14 protein-coding genes and 1 tRNA gene are annotated in these 15,909 nt (G+C 41.5%); 8 read left to right on the top strand and 7 right to left on the bottom strand.

Going from position 1 to position 15,909, the window contains the following annotated elements:
- Nucleotides 1–38: 38 nt before the first annotated feature.
- The gene (locus tag M472_RS43880) at nt 39–1,175 is read left to right on the top strand and encodes a TlpA disulfide reductase family protein (RefSeq protein ID WP_081643243.1); all 1,137 of its coding nucleotides are present in this window, start codon (nt 39–41) and stop codon (nt 1,173–1,175) included.
- Between the two features lie 67 nt (nt 1,176–1,242).
- Here M472_RS43880 and M472_RS43875 read toward each other — a convergent pair whose 3' ends face one another.
- Complete coding sequence (locus M472_RS43875; RefSeq protein ID WP_081643242.1) at nt 1,243–2,115, bottom strand: S1 family peptidase; 873 nt, start codon at nt 2,113–2,115, stop codon at nt 1,243–1,245.
- Between the two features lie 654 nt (nt 2,116–2,769).
- Nucleotides 2,770–2,854, bottom strand: a tRNA-Ser gene (locus M472_RS43870).
- Between the two features lie 207 nt (nt 2,855–3,061).
- Here M472_RS43870 and M472_RS43865 point away from each other — a divergent pair.
- Complete coding sequence (locus M472_RS43865) at nt 3,062–3,919, top strand: glycoside hydrolase family 25 protein (protein ID WP_021072343.1); 858 nt, start codon at nt 3,062–3,064, stop codon at nt 3,917–3,919.
- A gap of 60 nt (nt 3,920–3,979) precedes the next feature.
- On the top strand, nt 3,980–4,279 hold the full coding sequence (gene trxA, locus M472_RS43860; RefSeq protein ID WP_021072342.1) for a thioredoxin: 300 nt from the start codon (nt 3,980–3,982) through the stop codon (nt 4,277–4,279).
- Here the strand turns inward: trxA and M472_RS43855 are convergent.
- Nucleotides 4,276–5,601 carry a hemolysin family protein gene (locus tag M472_RS43855; RefSeq protein WP_021072341.1) on the bottom strand — a complete coding sequence of 442 codons (1,326 nt, stop codon included), beginning with the start codon at nt 5,599–5,601 and terminating at the stop codon, nt 4,276–4,278. The two genes, trxA and M472_RS43855, sit on opposite strands and share 4 nt — an antisense overlap.
- A gap of 184 nt (nt 5,602–5,785) precedes the next feature.
- On the opposite strand from M472_RS43855, the gene M472_RS43850 reads away from it, so the two are divergent.
- Both M472_RS43850 and M472_RS43845 read left to right on the top strand, forming a co-directional pair.
- Complete coding sequence (locus M472_RS43850) at nt 5,786–6,895, top strand: phosphotransferase enzyme family protein (RefSeq protein WP_021072340.1); 1,110 nt, start codon at nt 5,786–5,788, stop codon at nt 6,893–6,895.
- 78 nt (nt 6,896–6,973) lie between these two features.
- The gene (locus M472_RS43845; protein WP_021072339.1) at nt 6,974–7,600 is read left to right on the top strand and encodes a carbohydrate-binding family 9-like protein; all 627 of its coding nucleotides are present in this window, start codon (nt 6,974–6,976) and stop codon (nt 7,598–7,600) included.
- 44 nt (nt 7,601–7,644) lie between these two features.
- Here M472_RS43845 and M472_RS43840 read toward each other — a convergent pair whose 3' ends face one another.
- From M472_RS43840 to M472_RS43825, 4 genes are read right to left on the bottom strand one after another with little or no spacing between them, the layout of a single operon-like run.
- Nucleotides 7,645–8,550 (bottom strand): serine hydrolase, encoded by a 906-nt coding sequence (locus M472_RS43840; RefSeq protein WP_021072338.1) that lies wholly within the window; start codon nt 8,548–8,550, stop codon nt 7,645–7,647.
- A gap of 9 nt (nt 8,551–8,559) precedes the next feature.
- Nucleotides 8,560–9,246: a hypothetical protein gene (locus tag M472_RS43835; protein ID WP_144062810.1), complete on the bottom strand. Its 687-nt coding sequence runs from the start codon at nt 9,244–9,246 to the stop codon at nt 8,560–8,562.
- A gap of 2 nt (nt 9,247–9,248) precedes the next feature.
- Nucleotides 9,249–11,204 carry a M1 family metallopeptidase gene (locus M472_RS43830; protein WP_021072336.1) on the bottom strand — a complete coding sequence of 652 codons (1,956 nt, stop codon included), beginning with the start codon at nt 11,202–11,204 and terminating at the stop codon, nt 9,249–9,251.
- Nucleotides 11,201–11,554 (bottom strand): arsenate reductase, encoded by a 354-nt coding sequence (locus M472_RS43825; protein ID WP_021072335.1) that lies wholly within the window; start codon nt 11,552–11,554, stop codon nt 11,201–11,203. Before M472_RS43825 ends, M472_RS43830 begins: the two co-directional genes overlap by 4 nt.
- A gap of 205 nt (nt 11,555–11,759) precedes the next feature.
- Between M472_RS43825 and fbaA the strand changes: the two genes are divergently transcribed.
- From fbaA to M472_RS43810, 3 genes are all read left to right on the top strand, one after another.
- The gene (fbaA, locus tag M472_RS43820; RefSeq protein ID WP_021072334.1) at nt 11,760–12,839 is read left to right on the top strand and encodes a class II fructose-bisphosphate aldolase; all 1,080 of its coding nucleotides are present in this window, start codon (nt 11,760–11,762) and stop codon (nt 12,837–12,839) included.
- A 198-nt stretch (nt 12,840–13,037) separates the two neighbouring features.
- The gene (lepA, locus tag M472_RS43815) at nt 13,038–14,828 is read left to right on the top strand and encodes a translation elongation factor 4 (protein ID WP_021072333.1); all 1,791 of its coding nucleotides are present in this window, start codon (nt 13,038–13,040) and stop codon (nt 14,826–14,828) included.
- A 56-nt stretch (nt 14,829–14,884) separates the two neighbouring features.
- Nucleotides 14,885–15,772, top strand: coding sequence for a bifunctional 5,10-methylenetetrahydrofolate dehydrogenase/5,10-methenyltetrahydrofolate cyclohydrolase (locus tag M472_RS43810; protein ID WP_021072332.1), 888 nt, complete (start codon nt 14,885–14,887; stop codon nt 15,770–15,772).
- Nucleotides 15,773–15,909: the final 137 nt, after the last annotated feature.

Here is a 15,909-nt window from a genome sequence, read left to right as displayed (position 1 = left end):
GGTTTTGGCTTCTAGTAAATGTATGATAAATAATCACGATGAATAAAATAAAAATACTGTGTTTAGGTTTGTTTGCCTTACCTCTCATGGGCAGTGCCCAAACCGCAAAGTTTTTTCAGCTAGAAGGTACTGTGCCTAGGGAGTTTAAAGAAATAATATTACTCTATTACGATTACAATACAGATGATACACATTTGGACTCTACGATAGTAGAGGATGGTAAATTCGTATTTAAAGGCAGTCTAGAAGGAGCAGCCTATGCAGGTTTATATTTTAAGGAGACTTCTGAGCAACACAATAGAAACGCTTGTCCTGAGTTTTGGTTTTACCTGAATGCTGGGAAGACCATAGTGGATGCAAGTGGTGGAGTCGAAAGAGGCAAGATTGTAGGTGGTGATATCTTAACTCAGCAATATTTGGCTTATGAAGAGAAATTAGAACGGGACAAAAATGTCTTTGAATCGTCTACCTATCAGAAAGAGTTACAAAAAATGGAGACATTAAGATTGGAACTACTTAAAGCTGAAACAAATCTTAAGCAGATATATGGTGTTAGAGAAGATCTCTTTTTTAACAATAAGATCAGCTTTATTAAGCAATATCCGGATAATCCATTGAGTTTACTCTATTTGGAATATGTAGCTGGGCAAGATAATAACGAAGTTGATATCAAGGCGTTGTACGCCGGACTTAGCGATGAGTTGAAGAAATCTGTGCGTGGTCAAAAGCTAGGACTGCGTTTTCAGGCAGAGATATTGGTACCTGGGGAAAATGCATTTGATTTTGCACAACCTGACGCTAACGGAAAGTTGATTAAATTGTCTGATTTTAGGGGTAAATATGTACTGTTGGATTTTTGGGCTTCTTGGTGCGTACCATGCCGAAATGAAAACCCTAATGTGCTTAAAGCCTACGATCGATTTCACGATAAAAACTTCGAGATTCTAGCTGTATCATTGGACAATGAAAAAGAGAACTGGCTGAAAGCAATTGAGGAGGATAAATTACCTTGGTACCATGTCTCTGATCTAAAAGGTTGGCAAAATGCAGCATCTACACTGTATGCCATAAGGGGGATTCCAGCAAATTATCTCATCGATCCGCAAGGAAAAATCATTGCACAGAATTTAAGAGGCAATGAGCTGGAGGAGAAATTGGCAGAGGTGTTAAAATAGAAAAAATTCATTTTGGTAGATGAAGGGCCTTGAAAGTTCCCCACTGGATAGGCCCATCTTTTTTGCATTATTTGATGAGAGCTTTGATAACGGATACCGGGACAGCTTGTTTTACTACCATTTGTAGGCTGCGCTGCTCTTTTTGATGATAGTAAAAAGATTGTGTCAGCGATACCATCCCCGCGATATTGCCTTTACTATCGAAAATAGGTCCCCCACTAGAGCCACCGGCATAATCAGCAGCAATTTCCATTTTACGTGAATAGATATTATTACCCTGTTGGGTAAAGCGGTTGATCATACCTGTGCTGAAATAGTAAAGATAAGCTTTGGGATGAGCAATAATAAAGACATCGTCTCCGGTTTGAAGATCATCTCCAAGAGCAAAAGCAGTTATTTTTTGACCTTTTGTATCCGCTTTCACAATCGCTACATCGGCCTGTTGATTGTAGCTACAAATTGAATCAATAGTGACTATATTGCCGGCATAGTCTGCTAGAAAATAGTGTTCTACAGAATCTAAGGAGGCGGGTATTCCTGAGCCAACACCGAATAGCTCTGCCATATGGTAGTTCATGCAGAAGTAACCGTCTTCGGAAATGGGAAATGCTGTAGCTATATTCTCGATGATCAATTGACCTGAATCGTCTCGAAAAACTTTTACAAAACGATAAACCTGTGGCGCCTTGCTTTTATATAATTCAGGTCTTGTTAATGCTTTTTTGGATGGAGAAATCGTATTTATACTGATTTTTAGATTGGTTTTATCGATATAGGCCGTCTGGTAGACTTTATCGAGTGTCTTGATGTTGAAGCTTGGGGCTCGAACTTGCCTGACTAGGTTCATAAAGAGGTCATTTTCATCAATGGTCTCTTGGGCAGTACTTATCATCACGCTAGCAAATAGCCCCAATAATAAGAAGTTAAAGTGTAATCGCATATGTTATGTTATTAATGTGAATCAATGTTAGAGACGGTTTGGGGAGGTTATTGTCCCTTAATAGTGGCTCTTAACGTTTACGACTTGAATAGATCGGGTTTGAACCATTATTAATTTCAAAACCTTTTAGGATGTTGTAGGTTCTGGTTCTCATCCCTCTTAAATGCAAAAAAACTCCATCTTTCGATGAAGGTTTCTCTGCGGAGAGCGAGGGATTGGTTCAGCCCCTCCATCCCCAGACTCTATCCTGAACCTTCAAGAATCGAACCCAGTCCATCCCTTCTGGTTCTCATCCCTCTTAAACGCAAAAAACCTCCATCTTTCGATGAAGGTTTCTTTGGCGGAGAGCGAGGGATTACCTGCGGTCATCCCCATTGGGGGGTGGCTTCAAATAAACCCAAAGCCTTCGCTTTGCTCATTTCTTTCGTCGTTTTCATCTTTTTTATCAAACTGCGTTTGTCAAAAAGCTATAAAACGACAAAACCCGACTAACGTCGGGCTTTGTGTTTCTTTGGCGGAGAGCGAGGGATTGGTTCAGTCCCTCCATCCCCAGACTCTATCCTGAACCTTCAAGAATCGAACCCAGTCCATCCCTTCTGGTTCTCATCCCTCTTAAACGCAAAAAACCTCCATCTTTCGATGAAGGTTTCTCTGCGGAGAGCGAGGGATTCGAACCCCCGAACCTGTTACAGTTAACGGTTTTCAAGACCGCCGCATTCGACCACTCTGCCAGCTCTCCGCCACAAAAGTAGAAAAACTAACTAATTCTGCAAAACTAAAAGCGCTTATATTATATTAACCATTGAAAATGAGATGAATTATTTTGTTCTTGTCTGTTTTCAGGTCTTTGGGAAGGCAAAAAAACTAAGAAAGCACGGTATTCTTTACCTTTTGTCATGTTAAAAATCTTGCTTGAATCTAATAAATACAGTATTTTCGGTGCACTATGGCAAAGTATCAGAAAAGGAGTAAGGAGAAGTTGGTCTCAACGGCGAGTGATAGAAAACCTTATTTGATGTGGAGTATTCTTATTCCTATTGGTCTGATTTTTTTATTTGCTGTTTGGCATTATCGTGCAGGTATATTCTATTACGTTAAAGCTTTGGTCGGTAAGGAGGCTCGTTTTACGGACTCAGATAAGAATAAGCATGATGCGCGTAATATCTTTTTGATGTCTGAACATCGGGATAAGGTTTTTGGAATCGATATCAGTGAATACCAAGGGAAAATCAATTGGGACGAAGTAGAACTTATCAATCAGGAGTTTCCAGTAGATTTTGTCTTTGTACGTGCTACAATGGGGCAGAAAAATAAAGATAAAAAGTTCCAGACGAATTGGAAAGGGGCACAGGGGCGGAATAAGTTGCGTGGCGCTTATCACTATTTCAGACCTAATGAAAACTCGGTAAAGCAGGCAGAGAATTTTATCCGTACGGTGAAGCTGTCATCAGGAGATCTGCCTCCGGTATTGGATATTGAAGAACGCCCAAAAAGTCAATCTATGGATAGTCTGAAGGTCGGTCTGAAGCGTTGGTTGGACAGAGTGGAGGATCACTATAAAGTGAAGCCTATTGTATATTCGGGCGACAGCTATTTCTCTGATTTCTTGGAAAAGGAGTTTCGTGACTATACGCTGTGGATCGCCAATTATAACTTTTGGGTCGAAAAGCCTAAGGGGCATTGGAACTTTTGGCAGTTCTCCGAACGCGGAGCTGTTTCGGGAATCAAAGGCTATGTCGACTTGAATATGTTTCAAGGGGACATAGAAGAATTGGAGAAATTATGTATTCCTTTTGAACGGTAGCGGTATGCTGTCCTAAAGGGAGAAAAACAAAAGGCAATTTTATTCGTTGTTGTAATAATTATGGCAAATTTTAATGAATTAATAAATAAAAGCAAGTTGGTTCTTGTTGACTTTTCTGCAGAATGGTGTGGGCCTTGTCAAACATTGGCTCCTATCTTAAAGGAGGTCAAAGACCATTTTGGTGATCAATTGTCGATTTTGAAAGTTGATGTCGATCGAAATCAGGCATTGGCAAAAAACTTTGCAGTCCAAGGGGTGCCGACGATGATTCTATACCGCGATGGAGCGCAGGTATGGAGACAAAGCGGCCTGCTGACGAAATCTCAAATGCTGACAATTATTGGTCAGCATCTGAATTAATCGATATTGGATATTTCGGTGGCGCTGTGGTCCTCTAAGAGGGAGAGCGCTATTTTATCTATACGGTTGCCGTCCATATCCAGCACTTCTAGACGGTATCCTTTGTAGAATACAGTTTCTCCTTCGGTCGGCATATGATCGAGCAGTAAGAACACCAAGCCTGCTAAGGTCGTGATATTGCCCAGTTCATCTTCGTCTTCTTCAGTGAGGATGATCTTGAATTTCTCAAAAAAGTCATCGAGTTGGTAGCGTCCCTCAAGTACAAATGTACCATCTTCACGCTGCCTGAACAGTTTGGATCGGCTGCTCGACGAATTGTCGTCAAATCCTCCCACTAGACCTGCCATGATATCTTTTACCGTAATGATGCCTTGTGGGCTTCCGTATTCGTCGATGACGACGGCTTGTAACACCTTGCCTGATTTTAATACGTCAAGAACAGAATAGATACTGCTGTTTTCGTTGACGAAGGGGATCGGTTGTATCAGCTTTTCGAGGTCTATTTTGTCATTAATTAAAACAGCTTTGAGAAGACTCTTGGTATGTATGATACCCTTTATCTGGTCAAAGTTGCCATCGCAGACAGGATACTCTGTATGTTCGTTTTTGATAATGTATGCTTTGATATCCTCCATCGAGTCTTCAAGGTCTAGGTAGGCTATGTCACTACGGTGTACCATCATATTGATCGCTCTTTTGTCACCGATATTAAGCAGTCGGTCCACCATATCGTGCTCAAAGTCTTCGATAATACCACTGTCGACACCTTCGTCGACGAGGGCTTTGATCTCTTCTTCTGTAACGCTATTGTTGGAGACTTTGATGTTAAGGAGTTTGACAATAAAGTCGGTCGATACAGACAGTGCCCACACAAATGGTTTTACTATTTTACTGAGCGTATCCATCGGTATGGCTATCAAGGAAGCATATTTTTCCGGAATTGCCATTCCTATACGTTTTGGAACCAATTCTCCAATAACCAAAGATAGGTAGGTTATGATAATAACGACTATCAGCACCGAAAGGGACTGGCTGTAGGGTGCCAGAGCAGGTACATTATTCAATACTTCGGCAAGGTAGGTCGATATAGAACCCCCAGAGAAAAAACCAGTCAGGATACCTATCAAAGTAATACCGATCTGTACGGTAGAAAGAAACTGATTTGGTTGTTGTTTGAGTTTTAGCGCGCGCTTTGCTCCCAGATTATTGGCCGCTGAAGCCTGTAAGCGGGCTTTTCGGGCAGATACAATTGCGATTTCGGAAGCGGAAAGAATGCCATTTAATAAAATGAGCACAAATATTATGACTATTTCAGTTATCATATGAATATACGAGGTGTATTTACGAATATAACAAATCGCAAAAGTAAAACGTAGAATATTTTCGTTTATTATTGTTTAAATAGTGCAATCGTTTGATTGAAAAAAAAACTTTATTTAATGTTTCGAATTATAGATATTGCAATAATTAAACGGTTTTTGAATAAAATAATTATAAATCTTATCTATGTCAGTGTACGATTCCGAGGAAGTGGAGCGAGTAGCAAGTAATTTTAAACTTAATAGTAAGGTTGTTGGTATAGAACGTTTTGGCTCGGGACATATAAATGATACTTTTAGGCTCCGTATGGAAGATGGAGGCGTATCTTATCTGTTGCAAAGAATCAACCATCATATATTTCCAGATGTCGATGGATTGATGAATAATATTGATCTGGTAACGACACACCTGAAGTCGGTATTGAAAAATGAAGTGGAGGATGTAGACAGGTATACGCTGACAATTATTCCTACGAATGAAGGTGCTAAATACCTTAAGGCGGCCAGTGGCGATTATTGGCGTGTTTTTATCCTGTTGGATGGAACGAAAAGCTATGATATCGTGGAGACACCCAAGCAGGCTTTCTCCGGAGGTACGGCATTTGGAAGATTTCAGAAGCAATTGTCAACCCTGGATGCCACACAATTGATCGAGATACTTCCTAATTTTCATAATATTGATTTTCGCCTATCTAACCTAAGAAAGGCGATGGCAGATGATAAGGTGGGAAGACTAAGTGAAGTAGTGGATCTTTTGAGCTATATCTTCGAACGGGAGGAGCGTATGCGCCGCATTATTGTGATGGCAAAAAATGGAGATTTGCCACTGCGCATTACACACAATGATACGAAGTTTAATAATGTGCTGTTGGATCAAGATGATAATGTGCGATGTGTGATCGATCTCGATACAGTGATGCCAGGATACATTGCCTATGATTTTGGAGATGCCATACGTACCATTATTAACGCGGCAGCGGAAGATGAAAAAGACGTAAATAATGTCGTTTTGAATGTTCCTCTGTTTCAGGCGTATACTGAAGGCTACTTTAGTGAAGCCAAAGACTTTCTGACTGAGAAGGAAATTGAATCGCTGTGGTATGGTGTTTTATTATTGCCTTATATGCAGGCGGTGCGTTTTTTGACGGATTACATTGAGGGAGACCGCTATTATAAAGTACACTACGCCGACCATAACTTGGTGAGAACGAATACGCAGTTGAAATTGGTTAAGGAACTGGAAGCACACGAAGAACAGTTGATCGATATACTCCATCAAAGCTTGGTTAATCAATAATATTGGTGAATACGGTACATTTTAATTAAGTTTGGCTCTGCAACAACTGTTATAGACATAAAAACAAATCGTACCTGTATGAATAGACTCTTTGTAGAAAAGATTGCTGATTTAAATAATGATTTTGAAGCGCTGGAAGAGGCCTTTGAGAGATTGTCGTGGAATAGTATAGACCAGTGTCCATGGCAGGGTATGTATCCATATCATCCAGAGGCCCGTTTTCAAATAGCCCACTCTGAGCAATTTATTTATTTGCATTACAAGGTGAATGAGGAGTTTGTAAAAGGGCAATATATTCGTCCGAATGAAAATGTGTGGGAGGATAGTTGTGTGGAGTTCTTCGTTTCCTTTGATCAAAAGCAGACCTATTATAATTTTGAGTTCAACGTGTTGGCTACAGGATTGATAGGATATGGACCGGCGGATAAATCTCTTCGTAATCGCTTGAGCAAAGAAGCTGTAGAAAGTGTCGATGCGTGTACGAAAGTGGTGAAAAGAAACGGGGTGAAGGTATGGGAGATATTCTTGCAGATTCCGAAACAGCTGTTTGGCAATATTTCCTATACAGGAAAAACCTTTCATGCCAACTTTTATAAGTGTGGCGATGGATTGCCAAAGCCTCATTTTATCTCATGGAATACCATCCATCATGATAAACCTAATTTCCATCTGCCGGAGTTTTTTGGTGAGATTACATTTGCATAAGAGACATAAAATAAGAGAAGGCATCCGATAAAGGATGCCTTCTCTTATTTTATCGGCGCAAAGCTTTGAAACGGATGTTTCGGTTCAAAGTGATTCCAGATAATACTGGATAGTCTCCTTGTTAATTCTTCTGCTTCATTTTTGTCTGTCCAACTTGCATCCTGATTGTTTTTCGTCAATATACAGAACACATAATCACCACCAGGTGCATTGACCAATACCACCTCGCCTCGGGCACGGTCTACAGATCCTGTTTTGGCAATCGTGCTGACCCAGGCCGGAATTTGGGACAAGGATCGTTCGTTGTAAAATTGATTTTTAAGATAGCGGTACATCTTATCGGAATGGCGTGGATCAATAACTGCTCCATTGCGGATCAATGTAAACAGTTTGGCCATCTCGCGGGGGGTGGTTTGTCCCCAGCCATATTCCTCCCATATCTTTTCACGCCCCTTGGTTTTGGAGTTTACTTTCGTATGCGTCAGCCCCAGTTGGTCCATAAGAGGGTTGATCTGAGCTCCACCGCCTGCCAGTTCTTGTAACCAGATAGAAGTTACATTATCACTATAGGTCAGCATGAGCGAAATCATGGTGGATAAATCGGTCTGTGCACTGTCTTTGTAAAACTGCATAAGACCTGATCCTCCATACGCTCTTTTGTCTGAATATTGAAAAGGCTGTTCTAATTTGAGCTCACCCTGTGCGATCTTTTGAAAAACTCCAGCTAGAATAGGAACCTTTACAATACTGGCCGTAGGGAAGATCGTATCGGCATTGATCGCTACGATCTTGTTGCTCTTCAGTTGATGCACATATATGCCAATGTCTCCTTGGAAATGAGTTATTTCTTGCTTTAATTTTTGTTCGAGCTTAATATCCACCTTCTGAGCATGTGCTGCTGCAACCGTTAATAATAAGAGCGTGAGTATGCTTTTAAAGCGTAAATTCATAGTACTGTGCTATTTGTTGGATTTGAATTTTTTATAAGAGTCAAGTATGTATACTTTTAAATCTTCGTTGGAAGCTTTCTTCATGAATTCTGCGCTAGGTCTGAAACGTTCTCTGAACAGAGCTGTTTCATCCGGGTTGAGCGGCACAGTCGCTGCAATCAGTTGTGTGGTAAATCGGCGGTCAACCTCTCTTTTTTCTTGCTCGGCGACCAGCAGGCTAAGATTTTTTCGTGCCTCCTTTGCCTTCTTGCCAAACAATCGTGACGGCGATACGCGTAATCCGCCACGATCTTGTCCCACATCTACCGCTTTCCCTTGATTTTGAGCTTTTGCAATCTCTGCAGCCAACCTGCTGTCTGTCATGCGGCTAACGATGACCTCATCGATAGAGATCAAACTCTCGTCCCGCGTCATGTATACCCGACGGATATTGTCTTCGTAATAGAATATCGTGTCTTGTTTGTAACCGGGGTTGGTAAAGACGAGGTAGTCGTTGAGTCGGCCTGCGATTTTGAAACTGCCATCACGATCGGACTGTACCACTTCCTGTGTTCTGATATTCTTAATGCTGGTGTTCCACAATGGTGTGCTGCTTACCAATTCATAGACATAGCCCTTGATCTCTTGTGCCTGTGCAAAGGACTGCTGTAGTCCGATCAATAGACAGGTCGTTATTATTAATCGTATTGATTTCATTGTTATTTGGATCGCCATATGTTATTGTCTGGATTGATATCAGGAAAGACGCTGCGGGGGTCTAACCTGACTTCGGTTAGTTGTTCTGTAGAAGGTAGTTTAAATGTCCACTTGTTGTTGCGCTCCCATATTTCAACAGGAAGTTTGACGGTGATTTTTTTGCCACTTACTGTAGTCGCTTCTATCTCTACAGGCATGGGGAGTTTATCTAGATTTTCAACGGTCACAATTGCTCCTTTTTCAGGATTTAGTTCGATATAGCGTACCTCAGTGATCGCTTGATCCATCTGCCAGTTGTTCTGGAAAAGACCTCTCCAAAACCAGTTTAGGTTTTCACCAGTTTCGTTTTCTATCGTGCGGAAGAAATCATTGGGTGCAGGGTGCTTGTAAGCCCAGTGTTCGATATACTTGCGGAAAGCTTTGTCGAATCGGTCCCGTCCGATAATCTCGTCGCGTAGAAGATGTAGTGCATAGGCAGGTTTGTAATATACCAAGTAGCCGATGTTACGCTCTTTCATGGTTTGCGGACTGTTTACCACGGGTTCTAATGTCGGGTTGAATAAGGTCAATGCTAATGCATTTTTCTTGCCATACTTCATGGCGTATTCTCCCTTGTTAAAGGCCTCAGTAGAAATATCGTTGATAAAGGTGTTGAACCCTTCATCCATCCATCCATGTAACCTTTCGTTGCTTCCTACAATCATAGGAAACCAGTTGTGCCCAAATTCATGGTCTGTGACTCCCCATAGGTTGGCCGCTTTGGCTTTGTGGCCACAAAACGAAAGTGCAGGGTACTCCATGCCACCTACGTTGGATGCGACATTTACCGCAATAGGATAGGGGTACTCAAACCATTTTTTTGAATAATGCTCTATAGCAGCTTTTGTGTATTCTGTCGAACGCTCCCAGGCATTTCCCCCGTTGCTTTCCTTGGGATAGGCAGACATTGCAAGAGATGTTTTGCCAGAAGGCAGGTTTATCTTCGCCGCATCGATGATGAAAGCAGGAGATGAGGCCCATGCGACATCATGCGCATTATCTAGCCTGTATTTCCAGGTAAGCTCTTTCTTGTCTGGACGAGAGGATTTGTTGGCGACCTCTGCTGCGCTGCGTATCAGGAGCGTTTCGTCAGAGCTCTTTGCGGCGTTATAGCGTTTTAGCTGTTCTGGAGTCCATACTTCATCGGGATTTAAGAGTTCGCCGCCTGATACGACAATATGATTGGCAGGTGCCGTGATTTCGATGTTATAATCACCAAATTCAAGATAGAATTCACCTGGTCCGGTATAAGGATGGGTATTCCATCCCAGGATATCATCAAATACACAAACGCGAGGATACCATTGCGCAATAGCATATATTTTGCCGTTTGACGTATTCAGAATACCTGTACGATCGGCGCCATATTCGGGAATGGAAAATTGAAAATCCATGCTGATCGTGGTTTTCCCTCCTTTAGCTTTTAGGGGGTTGGGAAGATCCACTCGCATTCTGGTGTCGGTGATAGTATATGCCGTTGCCAGGGACTTTCCATCTATGGCGAGGTTGTTCAATTGGTAGCCTCCTTCAAAGCTGTTGCTTGAACTGCCATAGCGGCTGTCGGATAGCGGAATGGTCGCCTGTCCTCTGGAATCATTGTTGAACAGGTTCTGGTCCAATTGAAACCAGATGAAGTCCAGGTCTTCGGGACTATTGTTGGTATAGGTAATCTGAACGGAGCCCTTGATTTGATCTTGCTGGTCGTTGAGCTTTGCTTTGATGGAATAGCTGGCCGAATTCTGCCAATAAGCAGGGCCGGGCTTGCCACTGGCAGACCGATAAGTTGTGCCATTTTCAGTGTAGAAATTAGGACCGAAAGCTTCGGAGTAATTGTATTGGCTCTTTTGCTGGGCTTGGGACAACAGAGGTGTAGCAGCCAGACCTAGATAGAGCAGGTATCTGAATGGTTTGTATATCATTTCTTCAGTAGTTTTTCTTGGTAAATAGCTTCGTCAAAACCAAGGATAATGTCATCCTTCAGTTCAATCACTGGTCTTTTGATCATAGAGTTGTTGGCAAGAAGTACGGTGTTGGCCGATGAAGCATCGATTACTTGTGCTTGTTCTTCTGTAGAGAGTTTTTTCCAAGTAGTGCCCTTTTTGTTGACCAAAGACTCCCAGCTCACACTTTTTTCCCATTTTTCAAGTTTCTCGCGTGTAGCAGGTTCTTTTTTGTAATCATGAAAAGTATAGGCTATGTTGTTCGTGTCCAGCCAATCCAGTGCTTTTTTTACTGTGTTGCAGTTTTTGATTCCGTATATGTCAAGCATACTATATTTTGATTGTTTTATTTTGTTAAACTTAGCCAATTTTGACCTTATATGCAATAAGAATCTATGTAACAGAATCGTGTTGTACCAGCTGTAGATCGTTTTGTCAGTTGTCTTAGTGTATTTTTTACACTAATGTTTTCATTGTCATTTAAAACACTTAACTTTATCGAATCAAAGAAGTAAAACTAAAATTAGAAAAAACATGACCCTAAAAGATTATAAAGGTGTACTGACCGGTGATCAAGTTCAAGAATTGTTTGAGATTGCTAAAACGCACAAGTTTGCGCTTCCTGCTGTAAATGTGATAGGTACCAATTCTATCAATGCAGTAATGGAAACGGCAAAGGCGGTAAACTCTCCTGTAATTATTCAGTTGTCTAATGGGGGCGCTCAATTTTATGCGGGCAAGACATTGAATAATGATGGGCTTAAGGCCTGTGTGTTGGGCGCTGTTTCTGCAGCACAGCACGTGCATTTGTTGGCAGAGCACTATGGCGTAGCTGTTATTTTGCATACGGATCATGCTGCAAAGAAATTATTGCCTTGGATTGATGGTCTTTTGGATGCAGGAGAGAAATTTTTCGCAGCAAATGGTAAACCTTTATTCTCTTCGCACATGCTGGATCTTTCAGAAGAGCCTATTGAAGAAAATATAGAAATATCTAAACGTTACTTGGAGCGTATGAAACCTCTGGGTATGACCGTAGAGATCGAATTGGGTGTCACTGGTGGAGAAGAAGATGGAGTAGATAATACGGATGTTGATAGTTCTAAGTTATATACGCAGCCGGAAGAAGTGGCTTATGCTTATGAAGAGCTGTCCAAAGTTTCCGATAAATTCACGGTAGCAGCTGCTTTTGGTAATGTGCATGGAGTTTATAAACCAGGTAATGTGAAGTTACAGCCGGTTATTCTTCATAATTCGCAAGAGCATATCCGTGAAAAATATAAGTTAACTGCCGAAAAACCGGTGAACTTTGTGTTCCATGGTGGCTCGGGATCATCTCCAGAGGAAATCGAAGAGGCGATCTCATACGGTGCTATCAAGATGAATATTGATACTGATATGCAGTGGGCATTCTGGGATGGTGTACGCGGTTATGAAGCGAAAAACCACGACTATCTACAAGGACAGATTGGTAACCCAGAAGGTGCAGATTCTCCAAATAAGAAGTACTATGACCCACGTGTATGGTTGCGTAAAGGAGAAGAAGCATTTGTTACTCGTTTGAAACAGGCTTTTGAAGAATTGAATGCCGTAGACGTGAACAGTAAACTATAACTCCAGCTGGATAATAGGTTTTAAAGAGGCTATCCCTTATAAGGGATAGCCTCTTTGTTTTTCTTTACGGCTTTGCAGAGCGGATTTGTTGTGGGCGCGCAATTAAAAAAGAATCGTTAAAAAAACAAGTGTTTTCGAAAAAAAACTTCACTTAAATACAGTATATTTGCCGTTTATAAAAGAAGGCATAACCCCTATATGAAGCATATACGTAATTTTTGTATAATAGCACATATCGACCATGGCAAAAGTACCTTGGCAGATAGATTATTGGAATACACGAATACCATCTCACAGCGTGAGGCACAGGCTCAACTGTTGGACAGTATGGACTTGGAACGAGAAAGAGGTATCACGATTAAGAGTCACGCCATTCAGATGGAATATACCCAGGATGGACAACAATATATATTGAACCTCATCGATACTCCAGGACACGTGGATTTTTCTTATGAAGTATCCAGATCTATTGCCGCTTGTGAAGGAGCTTTGTTGATTGTGGATGCGTCACAAGGGATACAGGCACAGACGATTTCAAATCTGTATCTAGCCATGGAGCACGATCTGGAAATCATACCTATACTAAATAAAATGGATCTTCCGGGCGCTATGCCTGAAGAGGTGAAAGACCAGATCATAGATCTGATCGGTGGTAAACGTGAAGAAATTATTCCTGCATCCGGAAAAACCGGACTGGGAATACCTGATATCTTACGCGCGATCGTAGAACGTGTGCCGGCACCGGTAGGTGATCCAGATGCACCGCTACAGGCATTGATTTTTGACTCGGTATTTAACTCCTTTAGGGGGATTATGGCGTACTTTAAAGTTGAAAATGGAGAGATAAAGAAGGGAGATAAGGTTAAGTTCGTCGCAACAGGTAAAGAGTATTATGCCGATGAAATTGGTACGTTGAAGCTGAATCAGGTTGCTAAAAACGTGATCAAGACCGGAGATGTAGGCTATATCATATCGGGGATTAAAGAAGCCCGTGAGGTGAAAGTGGGGGATACGATTACGCATAAAGAGCGCCCTTGTGCTGAAGCGATCAAAGGATTTGAAGAGGTGAAGCCGATGGTCTTCGCAGGTATATATCCAGTCGATACGGAGGATTATGAAGAGTTGCGTGAGTCTATGCACCGTCTGCAGTTGAATGATGCTTCCTTAGTATTCGAACCAGAATCTTCTGCAGCTTTAGGATTTGGATTCCGTTGTGGATTCTTGGGAATGCTCCACATGGAAATCATCCAAGAACGTCTCGAACGGGAATTTGATATGACGGTAATTACTACCGTGCCCAACGTGTCGTACCGTGCTTTCTTAAGTAAGGATAAAGAGGAAATTGTGGTTCACAACCCATCTGATTTGCCTGATCCAAGTAAATTGGACTTTATTGAAGAACCTTATATCAAAGCTAATATTATTACCAAAGCTGAATTTGTAGGCCCTGTGATGTCTCTTTGTATTCAGAAAAGAGGAACGATCATCAATCAGTCTTACCTCACGTCGGATCGTGTAGAGTTGGTGTTTGAGATGCCGATGGGTGAGATTGTATTTGACTTTTATGATAAGCTGAAGACAATTTCGAAGGGATATGCTTCCTTTGATTACCATCAGATCGGATATCGCCAATCCGACTTGGTCAAATTGGATATACGTCTGAATGATGAACCGGTAGATGCGCTGTCATCGCTTATTCACCGAAGCAATGCTTACGACTTCGGAAAGAAAATATGTGAGAAGTTGAAGGAACTGTTGCCTAGACAGCAATTCGAAATTCGTATCCAGGCTTCTATAGGCGCTAAGATCATTGCGCGTGAAACAATCTCCGCTTTGCGTAAAGATGTGACAGCGAAGTGTTACGGAGGTGATATCTCCCGTAAGCGTAAATTATTGGAAAAACAGAAAAAAGGTAAAAAGCGTATGCGTCAGGTAGGAAATGTTGAAATTCCTCAATCGGCGTTTATGGCGGTGTTAAAATTAGACTAAAAAGAGTTATAAAGTTAAGAAAGTGGCTAACTGCTAACTAGTGAATACTAAAAACTATGAATATACTAGACGGTAAAGAAGTATCTGCAAAGATTAAAGAAGATATAAAAGTCGAAGCTGCAGCTTTTACTGCTGCTGCAGGAAGAAAACCTCACCTTGTTGCTATTTTGGTAGGAAATGATGGAGGTAGTGAAACTTACGTGGCGAGCAAGATGAGAAACTGTGAGTTGGTGGGGTTTGAGTCTACTAATATACGGTACGATGTAGAGGTTTCTGAAGCAGAACTGATTGCTAAGATTCAAGAAATAAACAAAGACCCTAATATCGATGGATTGATCGTGCAATTGCCGTTGCCAGCTCATATTGATCCGGATAAAGTGACAGAAGCTATCGATCACAGAAAAGATGTAGATGGTTTTCACCCAATAAACTTGGGCCGTATGCAGCGCAATCTGCCTTGTTTCATTCCGGCGACACCATATGGTATTATGTTGATGCTGGCACATTATGGTATTGATACTGCTGGAAAACATGCTGTAGTCGTAGGACGCAGTAATATTGTCGGCTCTCCCATGAGTATTTTATTGGCGAGAAACAGTAACCCTGGAAATTGTACCGTGACATTGACACATAGTAGAACGAAAGATCTCAAAACAGAAGTGTTGCGTGGAGACATCGTTGTCGCTGCTATTGGTAAGAAGAATTTTGTGACAGCGGATATGGTGAAAGAAGGAGCGATTGTCATAGATGTGGGTATTAATAGAGAAAACTCTACCGAAACTAAATCGGGATTTAAGTTGTACGGTGATGTGGATTTTGATAATGTCGCACCAAAAGCATCATGGATCACTCCGGTACCGGGGGGCGTAGGTCTGATGACCATTGTTGGACTCCTGAAGAATACATTGGAGGCCGCAAAGGGTACGATTTACGCTAAAGGTTAATTTTTTGTTTTGGCATACAAATTGATTGTTATCTGAGGTTAACTAAATTCATTTGTATGAACCATCATAGGTATATTACCAGCAAAATTGAGGTTATGCCTGTGGTCGATTCATCGCCATTTTAAAAAATATATTCC

Source organism: Sphingobacterium paucimobilis HER1398 (genome assembly GCF_000416985.1).
GTDB classification, from domain to species: domain Bacteria; phylum Bacteroidota; class Bacteroidia; order Sphingobacteriales; family Sphingobacteriaceae; genus Sphingobacterium; species Sphingobacterium paucimobilis.
The sequence above is the reverse complement of the archived record's forward strand: the minus strand, read 5'-3'. Positions and strand labels throughout refer to the sequence as shown.